The following is a 12,118-nucleotide window of genomic DNA, read 5'->3' as shown; positions in this document are numbered from 1 at the left end:
ATGTAATGAAGTCACATTATCACTGTGTTTATAAACTTACATATCATTTAGTGTTGGTAACAAAATATCGCAAGAAATGCCTTTCAAATGAGATGATCAATCGGCTTGAAGAAATTGTAAAAAAGAACTGTGCTGATTGGGAGATTGACTTGATTGAGTTCAATGGTGAAGCTGATCATATTCACTTATTGTTAGATATGCACCCGAACATCATGCCAAGTAAATTCATCAATAATCTAAAAACTGTATCAAGCAGACTGATACGCAAGGAGTTCGGTGAAGAACTAAAACCTTATTATTGGAAACCTGTGCTTTGGACGAGGGCATACTGTCTACTTACAACAGGTGGAGCGACAATTGATGTAATTCGAGAATACATCCAAAACCAAGAGAGACCCGACTGAAAAGGCGTGCTATCCATCTCCATCTAAATCACAGATTATAGATGGAGAATTCCGCACATTTAGTTAAAAATACCCGTGCACTTTGCCCCAGTTGAATGGCGCTATTGCCTTCACGTAATGCCACTTTGACACTATAAGTACGAGACTGATCGGCAGCAGGACTAATTTCACGTACATAGCCTGCAAATTTTTCCTGTGGTTTCGACCACAAGGTAACCCATGCATCCTGCCCTGTTTTAATTTCAGTAACCGCTTGTTCAGGCACACCAATGACCACGTCACGTTCACCTGCTATCGCCAATTGAAATGCCGGTTGTCCTGCTGCAATCACTTGACCAATCTCAATATTACGCTCAGTAATGACCCCATTTTTATTGGCAAATAATTGGTTATAACCAGTCTGATTACGACTCACATCATAGTTTGATTGGGCTTGCTTTAAGTTCGACTGTGCTGCTTTATATTGGTTTTCCACCGCATCGTACTGCGAACGACTCACGGCATTGACTGGCAATAATTGCTTAAATCGTTTTAATTCATCTTCAGCAATTTGTGCAGCGGAACGCGCACTTTCAAGCTGCGCTTGTGCTGCATTCAGTTGCAACTGTGCATCTTTGACGTCTAATTTTGCCAAGACTTGCCCGACTCGGACTTGGTCTCCAACATCGACATAGCGCTCAGTGATTTGGCCGCCAACCCGAAAAGCTAAAGCTGTTTGCTGGCGTGCTTGTACAGCGCCCGCATAACTTTTTTGTTCAAAATGTGTGGCGCCCGGCTGAGTCACCATCACAAATGGCACTTCCTGTTCCGTTTGGGCTTTATCCTTGCTGCATCCCCATAAGGTCACACTGCAAACGATAATCATGCTGACAACTGTGGTCTTAATCGTACTCATGAAGTTCGCTCTTAATAAAAAGTCTTTTTTAGGGCAGAATATTATTCAATTAATTTGGTTATTTTTTAATTAATAAACCATGCGGTACATTAATTAGATTAATTATCCTAAATCAATGACCTTTTCGCCTTTTTTGGAATTTTTTCAGCAAATGAATGTCGGCCGCCCGAAAGACTTAGAAAAACGACAACGGATTTTAGAGTCTGCAAAACAATTATTTTTAGAAATGGGCTATCACGGTTGCAGCATGAATCAGATTGCGCAACATGCAGGGGTCACCAAACTGACGGTCTATAACCATTTTCAGGACAAAGCCACTTTATTTACCAGTGCAATTGAAGATACCTGTGAATATATTTTAAATACTCGCCCGCGACATCTGCACAGCGAAAGTCATTTTATGCAGGCTTTCGTTGAAATTTGTGAGTTGGGGCTGAACATCATGAATTTGCCAGAAGCCATTAAACTGGACTTATTACTTTTGGAGTTGGCTGCCGAACACAGTCCCTTGGTGGAACAGTTTTTCCGTGCCTCACATTTGAAAATGCGCCAAGTCTGGGAAAACTTTTTTCAAGATGCAGCAGCTTTAAATTTCATTCAGCAGGATCACCCTGCCCGACAAACTGAACTGATTGTGTCGCTACTGATGGGACTACGCCATCAAGAGGTTTTATTGGGCATGCGCCCAGTACCTGAAGCAGCAGAGCGACAGGCCATTATTCACTCTGCCATCGACATCTTTATGCTGAAATATCAACTCAGCGCACAGAGCTAAGCATTTTCTGAAATATTTCAACGCTAAACTGAAACAAATGGCATAGCTATTGCTCATTTACCTAGAAAAGTCATCCGACTTTTGTCTGTACCCCCTTTTGCCACGGCACTTTCGGGGTATAGTCGAGACAGGAATACGCGGAGAAATAACAAATGATTCAACAAATTGATGCTCCATTACGTGAAGACGTGCGCTTACTGGGCAATTTATTGGGTGAAACCCTAAAGCAGCATGCAGGACAAGATTTGTTTAATCAGGTAGAGCAAATTCGTGCTTTGTCTAAAGGCGCGCGCGATGGACAAGTTGAAGCTGAAAAACAGTTAGAACAATTATTTTTAAATTTAAAAGATGAAGAAATTCTGCCTCTGACCCGTGCATTTACGCACTTTCTCAACTTTGCCAATATTGCCGAACAATACAATGTGGTGCGCAGCCGTCGCCAAAGTGAGTTTGATGAGCAGGCACCCTCACCGAATCCACTGGATCATTTATTTGAAAAATTTAAAAGCAATAACATCAGTGCAGAACAACTGTTCCAACAAATTTGTGAATTAAAAATTGAATTGGTACTGACTGCACATCCAACCGAAGTCAGCCGTCGTACCTTGATCCAAAAATATGATGGTATTAATGATTGCCTGTTTAAAATGGATCAACAAAAACTTACGCCACGCGAACGCAAAGCCGTACTGGATGATTTAAAACAACTGATTTGCTCGGCATGGCAAACGGATGAAATTCGTCAACATCGCCCGACGCCTGTCGACGAAGCAAAATGGGGCTTCACGACCATTGAACAGACCCTGTGGAATGCTGTACCCAAATTCATGCGTGAATTGGATGGCATGGTCCAAGATCATTGTGGCAAGACCTTGCCTTTACATGTTGCCCCTGTACGCTTTGCATCATGGATGGGCGGTGACCGTGATGGCAACCCAAATGTCACCCATAACATTACTCAAGAAGTGCTGTGGCTTTCACGTTGGAAAGCTGCCGACTTGTATTTACGCGATATCGAAGACCTACGTTGGGAACTTTCGATTCAAGAATGCAGTAAAGAACTTAGTGATGCCTTGGGCCATTTCCACCCTGAACCCTATCGTGAATATCTACGTGATGCGCGTGAACGCCTTAAAGCCACTCGTCACTGGTTGGCATTGAAACTCCGTGGTGAAGAGGCTGACGATAGCCAAGTCATTAAAAGCCGCCATGAGCTGCTCGATCCACTATTGGTTTGCTACCGTTCACTGATTGACAGCGGTTTACCTGAAATTGCCAATGGTCAGTTACTCGACTTTATTCATCGAGTTAATTGTTTCGGTATCGAATTACTCAAACTCGATATTCGTCAGGAGTCGACTCGTCATCGCCAAGCGATTTCTGCCATTACTGAATATTTAGGTTTAGGCAATTTTGAAACATGGACGGAGCAAGCCCGTCAAAACTTCTTGATTCAGGAACTCCAAAGCAAACGTCCACTGCTACCGAAGTTTTTAAATGAGCCAAAACAAAGCCTGATTGAACATCCAGATGTACAAGAAGTCTTTGCGACCATGCGCACTTTGGCAGAACAGCCACCTGAAAGTTTAGGGGCTTATATTATTTCTATGGCCGAACATCCGAGTGATGTCTTGGCTGTATTGTTACTGCAAAAAGAAGCCGGCATCAAACAAGCGCTACGCGTCGTGCCACTGTTTGAAACTTTAAAAGATTTGGATGGTGCAGCCCGTACCATGAATACCCTATTCAATATGCATTGGTATAAGCAGCATATTCAGGGTAAACACGAGGTGATGATTGGCTATTCAGACTCAGCCAAAGATGCGGGCTTTATGTCGGCAAACTGGGCGCAGTATCGTGCACAGGAAGAATTAACCGCAGTTGCGAAAAAACATGATGTACAACTGACATTATTCCATGGCCGTGGCGGTTCAATCAGCCGTGGTGGTGCGCCGACACAGCAAGCGCTGTTTTCACAGCCGCCGGGGTCGATTTCAGGAGCGATTCGTGTCACAGAACAAGGGGAAATGATTCGCTTCAAGTTTGGATTAGAAGGCATTGCCTTACAAAACTTGGAAATTTACACCGCAGCGACCTTAGAAGCGACCTTATTGCCACCGCCTGAACCGAAACAGGAATGGCGTCAGCTCATGCACAGCATGACGGATCTGTCGGTACAGGTGTATCGTCAAACCGTGCGTGAAAATCCGCATTTTGTAAAATATCTACGGACTGTAACGCCAGAACTGGAACTACAAATGTTACCGCTCGGTTCACGCCCAGCCAAACGTAAAGTTAGCGGTGGGATTGAGTCATTACGTGCGATTCCTTGGGTGTTCGCATGGACGCAAATCCGTTTGATGCTACCTGCTTGGCTCGGTACAGGTGCTGCGATTAATCAAGTGATTGATCAAGGTCAAAAGCAGACACTCGAAGAAATGTTAGAGCAATGGCCGTATTTCCAAACCCTGATTGATATGTTGGAAATGGTCTTGTCCAAAGCCGATGGTCATGTGGCGCTGTATTATGAGTCTCATCTGACGGATGACGCAGACCTCAAACAATTGGGCGAAGAGTTACGTCAGCGTTTACGTGATGCGGTACAAACGCTATTAGCACTCAAAGGTGAATCGAAATTACTTAGCAGTAACGATGTGCTCGACCAATCCATGAAGGTGCGTAAGCCTTATTTATTGCCGCTACATTTACTACAAGCCGAACTGATGAAACGCCGCCGTGCATACCTTGCCGAGCGTCAGGCTGAAAATACCCCAGTCGACCATGCGTTGATGGTCAGCATCGCAGGTATTGCGGCAGGTTTGCGTAACACTGGCTAAATCTTCCAAGTTTTCAAAAAGCACACAGAACTGTGTGCTTTTTTTTTGACCATTCATATTGGTTTTAATTTATTTTGGAATATATAAAATAAGAAAAATTTATGAAGTATTGACTCTTATCCTATTGGATTAATTGCATGATTTAATGCCTTTTTTACACCTTTAAAACTTTTACCATTTGGTAAATTTACATGTAAAGTCATGTAATTAGTTTGAACAAAATATTTTTAAAAGAGATTAAATCTTCTAAAAAACAAGAGTATGATGTGCACAATTTATCTATTGAGTGCTCATTTTATGTCCAATTGGTTTCCCAAATGGCGCCCGTACGAAGGCAATATTGATGCACGTCCTGTAGGTACAAATGAGTACCTACCTCCGGTGCAAAGTGTTGTATTGGGGATACAACATGCCTTTGCAATGTTTGGGGCAACTGTCCTTGCGCCATTTTTGATGGGCTTTGATGCCAACCTTGCGATTTTAATGTCGGGGATCTGTACCATCCTGTTCTTCTTTATGACAGGTGGTCGTGTACCAAGTTATTTAGGCTCTAGTTTTGCCTTTATTGGTGTGGTGATCGCGGCAACCGGTTATGCAGCATCAGGTACTGGCGCGCCAAATGCCAATATCGCGATGGCAGCAGGCGGGATCATGGCCTGCGGTATCTTATATGCCATTTTTGGTTTTATCGTGATGGCAACGGGTACACGTTGGATTGAAAAACTCATGCCGCCTGTCGTTACAGGTGCAGTGGTGATGATTATTGGTCTGAACCTAGCCCCAGTGACCATTAAAGGGGTTGCAGGCAACAACTTTAATATGTGGATGGCATTAGTCACTGTACTGTGTATGGGTTCGATTGCAGTGTTCACGAAGGGCTTGTTACAACGCTTATTACTGTTGGTCGGTCTATTACTGGCATATTTGGTGTATTACATCATTTCCAATGTCATGGGTCATGGCACACCAATCAACTTCGTTCCCGTACAAGAAGCGGCTTGGTTTGGTGTTCCGCACTTCCATTCACCCGTCTTTGACTTCAATGCCATGCTGATCATTGCACCGATTGCGTTGATTTTGGTTGCAGAAAACCTTGGGCACATCAAAGCTGTGGGCGCGATGACAGGTGAAAACCTCGATCCGCACATTGGTAAAGCCTTCGTTGCAGATGGTGTTGCGACTACACTTTCAGGCGGTGTCGGCGGTCCGGGTATGACCACTTATGGCGAAAATATTGGTGTGATGGCAGTAACGCGTGTTTACTCGACCATCGTGTTTGTATTTGCAGGTGTATTCGCCATCTTCCTTGGTCTTTCACCAAAATTTGGCGCGATTATTCATACCATTCCACAAGCGATTTTGACCGGTGCCTCTATTGTAGTGTTCGGTTTGATTACCATTGCCGGTGCTAAAATCTGGATTGAAAACAAAGTTGATTTCTCTAAAAACAAGAACCTGATGGTTGCAGCAGTCACGATTATTTTAGGTACAGGTGACTTTGCACTTCAATTCGGTAACTTCAACTTAGGTGGTATTGGTACTGCTACATTTGCAGCGCTGATTTTGAACTGGTTCTTTAGCTTGGGCGATAAATCAGAATAAGCCTCCAAAGCATTTAAAAAAGAATACAACATTCATTTGAAAAGCGGCCGAAAGGTCGCTTTTTTTTATAGCTGTTCTTTCGGTAAGATAAGGCATTAGCCAAGGAATACACCATATGCGACTGGATTTGTTCGACCTTCAATTGGTACTGCACATTGTAGACAGCGGCAGTCTAACCAAAGGCGCTGCTCGTTCTGCCATCTCGCTACAAGCAGCCAGTGAACGGATTAAAAAACTCGAACAGCATTACCGCACAGCCCTGTTCACTCGCCAAGCCAAAGGGGTCAAACTGACCCTTGCCGGTCAAACCTTGGTTGAACATGCACAGCGCATCTTAGGTGAGGGGCAACAATTAGAACACGCGATGCTGCCCTTTGCCCATGGGCTAAGTTCCAATATGACCTTATGGTGTAATTCATCTGCACAAAGTGAATATTTACCGGTCTTACTACCACGTTATTTGCTAGAAAATCCCAACACACAAATTGAGCTGCATGAAGCCGAGTCTAAAGACATCATTGCAGCGGTAGAGCAAGGTAATGCACAACTAGGCTTAATTTCAGGTTTCTTTAAATCCGAACAACTACAAACACTTGAGTTTGCCGATGATCCTTTGGTTCTGATCTGCCCTATAACCCATGAACTGGCCGCCACACCTAGCATCAAACCCGCAGAGATTTTAAATTATCCCTTTGTCGGTCTGATGCAATATCATTCCTTGCAACAATCGATCGAGGCTCAAGCCAAATTATTCGGCTGTGAAATTCAGTATCGGCTGCGTTTGCCGAATTTTGCCGCGATCGCGCAAGTGGTGGCGAATGGTGTGGGCGTTGCCATCATGCCAAAACGTGCGGCCCAACGATTAATCAGTTTGTATGCCTTTGCACAAGTTGAGCTCAGCGGTGACTGGGCCAATCGAAAACTGCTCCTTACCGCACGTAATTTTGATGATTTACCCTTAAATTATCAGCATTTCAGTCAGTTTCTACTATCACAAAAATCTACTTTAGATGGCCAAGTCTAGGCTTTAAATCACACCAAACTGGTGCAGCATCATATAGCCACCGAGGGCAATCAACCCGATAAAAAACACCTTACGGAATTTTTGTTCTGGAATGCGGTAACGAATTTTTTTCCCTGCCCACATCCCAATGAGCGCTGGAATCAGTGCCATGGCTGACATGGCATAATCAATCGGGAGATCTTCAACTGGATTTTGCTGTAAGAACACTGCCAAACAAATGGTTGATGTGGTAAAGGCTAAACCGAGTGACTGTACGAGGTCATCACGTTTGAGCTGCAAACCTTGCAAATATGGCACCACAGGGATCACCACCACACCGGTCGCAACAGTCAGCGCTCCACCGAGATAACCGATCATTGGAGATAGCCATTTTTCATGTGGTGCAAAGTTCGGCAAGCTTTTGGCATAAAGCCCATACAGTCCGTATAGTGCCAACATGCCCCCCAGTAAAGCTTCACTTTTAAATTCACCATGTCCTAAAGTTGGAAAAATACTCCAAATTGAACCCACAATAATACCGAGCAGCAAGGGCCAAAAACGTTTAATCAGGCGCAGCACCTGCCCTTCGGCAAATAATTGCCAAAAGTTGGTGACCATAGATGGAATGATCAATAACGTCGCTGCCTGAAATGGACTGATCACCATGGTGAGTAAGCCCATCGATACCGCAGGCAGGCCTAACCCAATCGTGCCTTTAATTAGACCTGCGATTGCAAAAACTGTGATGACGAACCAAATCATGGCGAAACTCGCTGAAGAATTGGCTCTATGCTATGCAATTCAGGCACTTTGAAAAATCAGTGTTTTTGGAATAGAGCCTCAATAAAAAGTTGAGGCTAGGTTATAGCGTCTAAAGCAGATAGCGTAGATGGGCTAAACAAACTCTTTTGATTTCGAATAAGTTATAAGCGTATTGGTGGAATAGTGATATAAAAACCGTTCCAATATGCTGTTTACTAGAACGGTTTTTAATAAAAAATTGATACTTATAGGAAAATTTCAAGAATTTCGTATAAGGTGTATTATGTTAATTTTAGTTTTTCTTTACTTTAAAATGAATGTCTAAATACACTAGAGAATGGTTCTATGAATATGAAAACTGAACCTTGGATTGAGGATAATGATCCCTTAAAGCCCTATTATGGAAAATTGAGTAATAAGGAATATACCGATATTTCTAATATATTTACTTTATGGATTAATCATAAGAATTATATTGATCCTTCAATAATTTCTAAAAACAAAAAATTAAATTTATTAGATTTTTCAAATAGATATAAAGAAAAATGTAATCAAGCCTTATATGAGCTGCTATGTGAGAGCCTAAAGCAAACAGATGGATATCTCTATTGGCTACCTATGAACAATGTAAAGAGTGAAAATATCTTTGCCGCATATTCTCCAGCAATGATTGCTAAGACCCCAATAGAAGCCAAGTATTTAGATTATGCTTCTCGCTCTTTTCTGCAAATGCAAAATGGTGGATATGCCATTGTTGAAAGCAACCTAAATTTTATAGCCCTGGTTATTGATGGCTACTATATGCAGGTAGCATTACATTCAAACTTTATGAATGAGAAATTTCAAGAATATCTCGATAGTTGGAACGAGATCGAAAAAAACCTTGATGAAATTACAGCACAGTGCCTTTCACACGCTCATTCTATACAGTAGAAATTAAAGAGGAATGAAGTATGTAAGCACCCTATTTAACATAATAGCTGTTATACAAAATGAAAAAGCCTAGACACTGGTCTAGGCTTTAAAATTTAAAAAATAAATAAAAATCAGCATCATATACTCTGTTTTAAAACTTCGTATAACGTGTATTATGTTAATTTTAGGAAATCTTAAGATAATTATTAATGAGTGGCTTAATGAATAAAGAAATTTCTGTATTACTGCATGACGTTCCTACTCATGCAGATTACGCATGTGATGCAACCGATTTAGATCTAGAAGATATTCCTGAAGATCGTATAGAAAAAGTCATAAATTTATTAAATTCTTCTGATGAAAATACTGTCTTTGAAGCAGCAAAACTTTTGACTCATTGGGGACAGTCATCTGGTTTTGATGTATTAGTAAATTTATTAAATGAGAATAAATTAGACGGTTATATAGATCATCGTTTACATGGTTATGATGATACACTGCAGCATGTACTTCGCGCTTTTGTCAGCTATTGGGCAACCCAAGCTGACTTAGGATTTAGTGAGCAGGCTAGAAGTAAAATATTCCCTCCTATACAAAAAATTATCGAAAAATCTAACACTCAACCATTTGATATCGCAGGTGTATTTTGGGTAATTGAAAAGTATAAATATAGTGAATATATTCCTTTGATAAAAAATCATTTAACTCAAATAATTGATCATCCTAAACTACATTTTTGGAAAATACATGATGCTATTGATCTTATGCTCAAGTTGGATCCTGAGTTTGTTCATAATTTATTAAATGAAAAAGGCAAAACATTAGAAGACTTTAAAATTAGTAGTTTATAAAGCCTTTCATTTAACATAATGGCGATTATACGAAACGAGAGCAGCAGCTCTCGTTTTTTAATGTGGAAACTGCTAGAATACTTGTACGCCATTGACGTATACAGAATCTATGTTATTCATTGAAACTAGTATCTTTACCAAGCAAATCAAAGACCTTGTATCTGATGAGGAATATCGTCAACTTCAACAAGATCTATTGGTTCAGCCAGATAAAGGTGACTTAATCAAGAATGGCGGTGGTATTCGAAAAGTACGTTGTGCTCAAGGGAATAAAGGCAAAAGTGGTGGTATCAGAGTAATTTACTATTGGGTAAATGAGGATGATCAAATCTTTTTCTTGGTGGCTTATCCAAAATCTGTAAAAGATAATCTAACGGATAAAGAAACCGCCATTCTGCGCCAACTCGTGAAGGAGCAATTTCATGGATAACAACTTATTTGATGACTTAGTTGCTTCGATTAAAGAAGCAGGAGCAATCAAGCGCAAAGAGATCCAAGCTAGTCGAACGACCGAACTTGAATTACCAGATATTAAGGAAGTGCGAGAAAAAACTGGTTTAAGTCAAAGCGAATTTGCAGCACGTCTCCACATTAGCCATCGTACTCTGCAAAACTGGGAACAAGGCCGACGCTATCCAACAGGACCAGCTGCAACATTGATTCGAATTTTAGATACACATCCTAATCTTATTTAAAAAATTCATTAAAAATGGGAGCTTAGCTCCCATTTTTTGACTTCGTATAATGTGTATTATTTTAATTTTCTAATTAGAATTGTAACCAAATTTCCTTGTTAATAACGTATCTTTCCACCAATTCTCTCTACCTAATATAACTTTATCATCTGTTGTCGATTTAAAAATATCTAATATCGAATATCTAAAGTTACTTTCAATGTGTTCCTTCGAAAGCTGCTTTAGTTGAACATTCCCACCATGTCTACTTTTAACATAATTTTGCCATCTATTAAGCAACATATTCTCAGCATATGCCGAACCAACATACTTTTTCCCATTCGAAATATCAGTGATTAAATACACTGCTTTTTGATTTTGTAGTGCAGTCTTCCACGACTCTTTATCAATTACTCGTGTTAATTCTTGCCATGAGACATTCACACTTTCATATCCAGGGAAAAGATCATTATCAAAAACATCAGGCAATATTTGATGAATTTCACAATCATTAATGATCGTTAGAGCATTCCGTATTAGTGTCTGTGATGAATTTTTATACTTAACAATAATTCGTCCAAAATACTTACGATATTGTTCTAAAACCTCAAACTCATAGCCTACATCATTGAACTTATTCAGATCCTTTGTAATTTTCCCAACATGAATCAATAACCATAAATCTTCATTTGGTTTGATTCGGATAAGCCCTATAGTTGTTTGACCATCTTTATATGATTTTTTGGAACTATAGTTCCAATAATGCCCCTTCAGAATCTCATCCATATTCCCATCTTTAAATACTTCTATTGGATTCCAATTTCCACCAAACATAACATTCAGTCTAATTTTTACATTATCTAAGTTTTTGATTTGTAAAATATCATTTAACATGACTTTATGCTTTGTATTCACTAATACAGCTAATTTTTCTAATGCCACTAAAACTAATCCTGAACGTAAACTATGAGAGAGAGTACCCTCTATAAAACGTTCATTACGAATAACCGAAGTTAAAAAAGCTAGGATTTTATTTTGATCAAAAGTAGCGATTATATCTTCACTTATCTCTACGTATTTTGATAAAACTTCTTGATAATTGAAAACCATCTTATCTTTCATTGCTTCAATGAAACGACTTTCAATTTTTTCTATAGGTAAGCTCTGATCTAATTTTAACTCTTCTAAATCACTTATTAATTGCAATAAAGATGTATATGTAGTCATAATCGTTTTTTCAATGTAACTAATTTTTAATAATTTATAATAAAAATGATGTGTGCTTAAAAAACAGGAGGGTTTAACTTGGTAAACTATACATACTCATTAGGAGTTTACCATGAGCAAGAAACAGAAGACTTACACCGCAGAATTTAAAGCTGAAGCCATAAAAGCCATTG

11 protein-coding genes and 2 pseudogenes are annotated in these 12,118 nt (G+C 40.1%); 9 read left to right on the top strand and 4 right to left on the bottom strand.

The annotated features are described in order from the left end of the window. Positions 1-5 precede the first annotated feature (5 nt). Positions 6-404 carry an IS200/IS605 family transposase gene (gene tnpA / locus FTV27_RS17370; protein WP_152873595.1) on the top strand — a complete coding sequence of 133 codons (399 nt, stop codon included), beginning with the start codon at positions 6-8 and terminating at the stop codon, positions 402-404. A 61-nt stretch (positions 405-465) separates the two neighbouring features. On the opposite strand, the pseudogene FTV27_RS13205 reads toward tnpA, so the two are convergent. Continuing rightward, positions 466-1,299: pseudogene (locus FTV27_RS13205) on the bottom strand (efflux RND transporter periplasmic adaptor subunit); the annotation flags it as partial. Positions 1,300-1,450: 151 nt separating this feature from the next. Here FTV27_RS13205 and FTV27_RS13200 point away from each other — a divergent pair. The 4 genes from FTV27_RS13200 (at position 1,451) to FTV27_RS13185 (ending at position 7,537) form a co-directional block, all read left to right on the top strand. Then, positions 1,451-2,074, top strand: coding sequence for a TetR/AcrR family transcriptional regulator (locus FTV27_RS13200; RefSeq protein ID WP_180078952.1), 624 nt, complete (start codon positions 1,451-1,453; stop codon positions 2,072-2,074). Positions 2,075-2,226: 152 nt separating this feature from the next. Then, positions 2,227-4,911, top strand: coding sequence for a phosphoenolpyruvate carboxylase (gene ppc / locus FTV27_RS13195; RefSeq protein ID WP_180078951.1), 2,685 nt, complete (start codon positions 2,227-2,229; stop codon positions 4,909-4,911). Positions 4,912-5,208: 297 nt separating this feature from the next. Further along, positions 5,209-6,513, top strand: a complete 1,305-nt coding sequence (locus FTV27_RS13190; protein WP_078191643.1) for a solute carrier family 23 protein — start codon at positions 5,209-5,211, stop codon at positions 6,511-6,513. Positions 6,514-6,628: 115 nt separating this feature from the next. Beyond that, positions 6,629-7,537 (top strand): LysR substrate-binding domain-containing protein, encoded by a 909-nt coding sequence (locus FTV27_RS13185; protein ID WP_180078950.1) that lies wholly within the window; start codon positions 6,629-6,631, stop codon positions 7,535-7,537. Positions 7,538-7,540: 3 nt separating this feature from the next. Here the strand turns inward: FTV27_RS13185 and FTV27_RS13180 are convergent, their stop codons facing one another. Continuing rightward, complete coding sequence (locus FTV27_RS13180; RefSeq protein WP_180024816.1) at positions 7,541-8,278, bottom strand: sulfite exporter TauE/SafE family protein; 738 nt, start codon at positions 8,276-8,278, stop codon at positions 7,541-7,543. Positions 8,279-8,629: 351 nt separating this feature from the next. On the opposite strand from FTV27_RS13180, the gene FTV27_RS13175 reads away from it, so the two are divergent. The 4 genes from FTV27_RS13175 (at position 8,630) to nadS (ending at position 10,739) form a co-directional block, all read left to right on the top strand. Further along, positions 8,630-9,211, top strand: a complete 582-nt coding sequence (locus tag FTV27_RS13175; RefSeq protein ID WP_180095400.1) for a hypothetical protein — start codon at positions 8,630-8,632, stop codon at positions 9,209-9,211. Positions 9,212-9,414: 203 nt separating this feature from the next. After that, complete coding sequence (locus FTV27_RS13170; protein ID WP_180078948.1) at positions 9,415-10,044, top strand: hypothetical protein; 630 nt, start codon at positions 9,415-9,417, stop codon at positions 10,042-10,044. A gap of 109 nt (positions 10,045-10,153) precedes the next feature. Next, the gene (locus FTV27_RS13165; RefSeq protein WP_002126330.1) at positions 10,154-10,474 is read left to right on the top strand and encodes a type II toxin-antitoxin system RelE/ParE family toxin; all 321 of its coding nucleotides are present in this window, start codon (positions 10,154-10,156) and stop codon (positions 10,472-10,474) included. Then, the gene (nadS, locus tag FTV27_RS13160) at positions 10,467-10,739 is read left to right on the top strand and encodes a NadS family protein (RefSeq protein ID WP_180078947.1); all 273 of its coding nucleotides are present in this window, start codon (positions 10,467-10,469) and stop codon (positions 10,737-10,739) included. Before FTV27_RS13165 ends, nadS begins: the two co-directional genes overlap by 8 nt. Positions 10,740-10,808: 69 nt before the next feature. Here nadS and FTV27_RS13155 read toward each other — a convergent pair whose 3' ends face one another. After that, complete coding sequence (locus tag FTV27_RS13155) at positions 10,809-11,612, bottom strand: GIY-YIG nuclease family protein (protein WP_249749055.1); 804 nt, start codon at positions 11,610-11,612, stop codon at positions 10,809-10,811. A 27-nt stretch (positions 11,613-11,639) separates the two neighbouring features. After that, a pseudogene (locus FTV27_RS17245) lies at positions 11,640-11,828 on the bottom strand (DUF6508 domain-containing protein); the annotation flags it as partial. Positions 11,829-12,118 lie beyond the last annotated feature (290 nt).

The sequence above is a fragment of the Acinetobacter sp. YH12251 genome (assembly GCF_013417465.1).
In the GTDB taxonomy this organism is placed as follows: domain Bacteria; phylum Pseudomonadota; class Gammaproteobacteria; order Pseudomonadales; family Moraxellaceae; genus Acinetobacter; species Acinetobacter amyesii.
Note: the sequence above shows the minus strand (reverse complement) of the source record. Positions and strands in the feature narration are given on the sequence as shown.

Coding starts and splice junctions, on each gene's coding strand:
- tnpA (WP_152873595.1), top strand. CDS start 6: ATGAAGTCACATTATCACTGTGTTTATAAACTTACATATCATTTAGTG.
- FTV27_RS13200 (WP_180078952.1), top strand. CDS start 1,451: ATGAATGTCGGCCGCCCGAAAGACTTAGAAAAACGACAACGGATTTTA.
- ppc (WP_180078951.1), top strand. CDS start 2,227: ATGATTCAACAAATTGATGCTCCATTACGTGAAGACGTGCGCTTACTG.
- FTV27_RS13190 (WP_078191643.1), top strand. CDS start 5,209: ATGTCCAATTGGTTTCCCAAATGGCGCCCGTACGAAGGCAATATTGAT.
- FTV27_RS13185 (WP_180078950.1), top strand. CDS start 6,629: ATGCGACTGGATTTGTTCGACCTTCAATTGGTACTGCACATTGTAGAC.
- FTV27_RS13180 (WP_180024816.1), bottom strand. CDS start 8,278: ATGATTTGGTTCGTCATCACAGTTTTTGCAATCGCAGGTCTAATTAAA.
- FTV27_RS13175 (WP_180095400.1), top strand. CDS start 8,630: ATGAAAACTGAACCTTGGATTGAGGATAATGATCCCTTAAAGCCCTAT.
- FTV27_RS13170 (WP_180078948.1), top strand. CDS start 9,415: ATGAATAAAGAAATTTCTGTATTACTGCATGACGTTCCTACTCATGCA.
- FTV27_RS13165 (WP_002126330.1), top strand. CDS start 10,154: ATGTTATTCATTGAAACTAGTATCTTTACCAAGCAAATCAAAGACCTT.
- nadS (WP_180078947.1), top strand. CDS start 10,467: ATGGATAACAACTTATTTGATGACTTAGTTGCTTCGATTAAAGAAGCA.
- FTV27_RS13155 (WP_249749055.1), bottom strand. CDS start 11,612: ATGTTAAATGATATTTTACAAATCAAAAACTTAGATAATGTAAAAATT.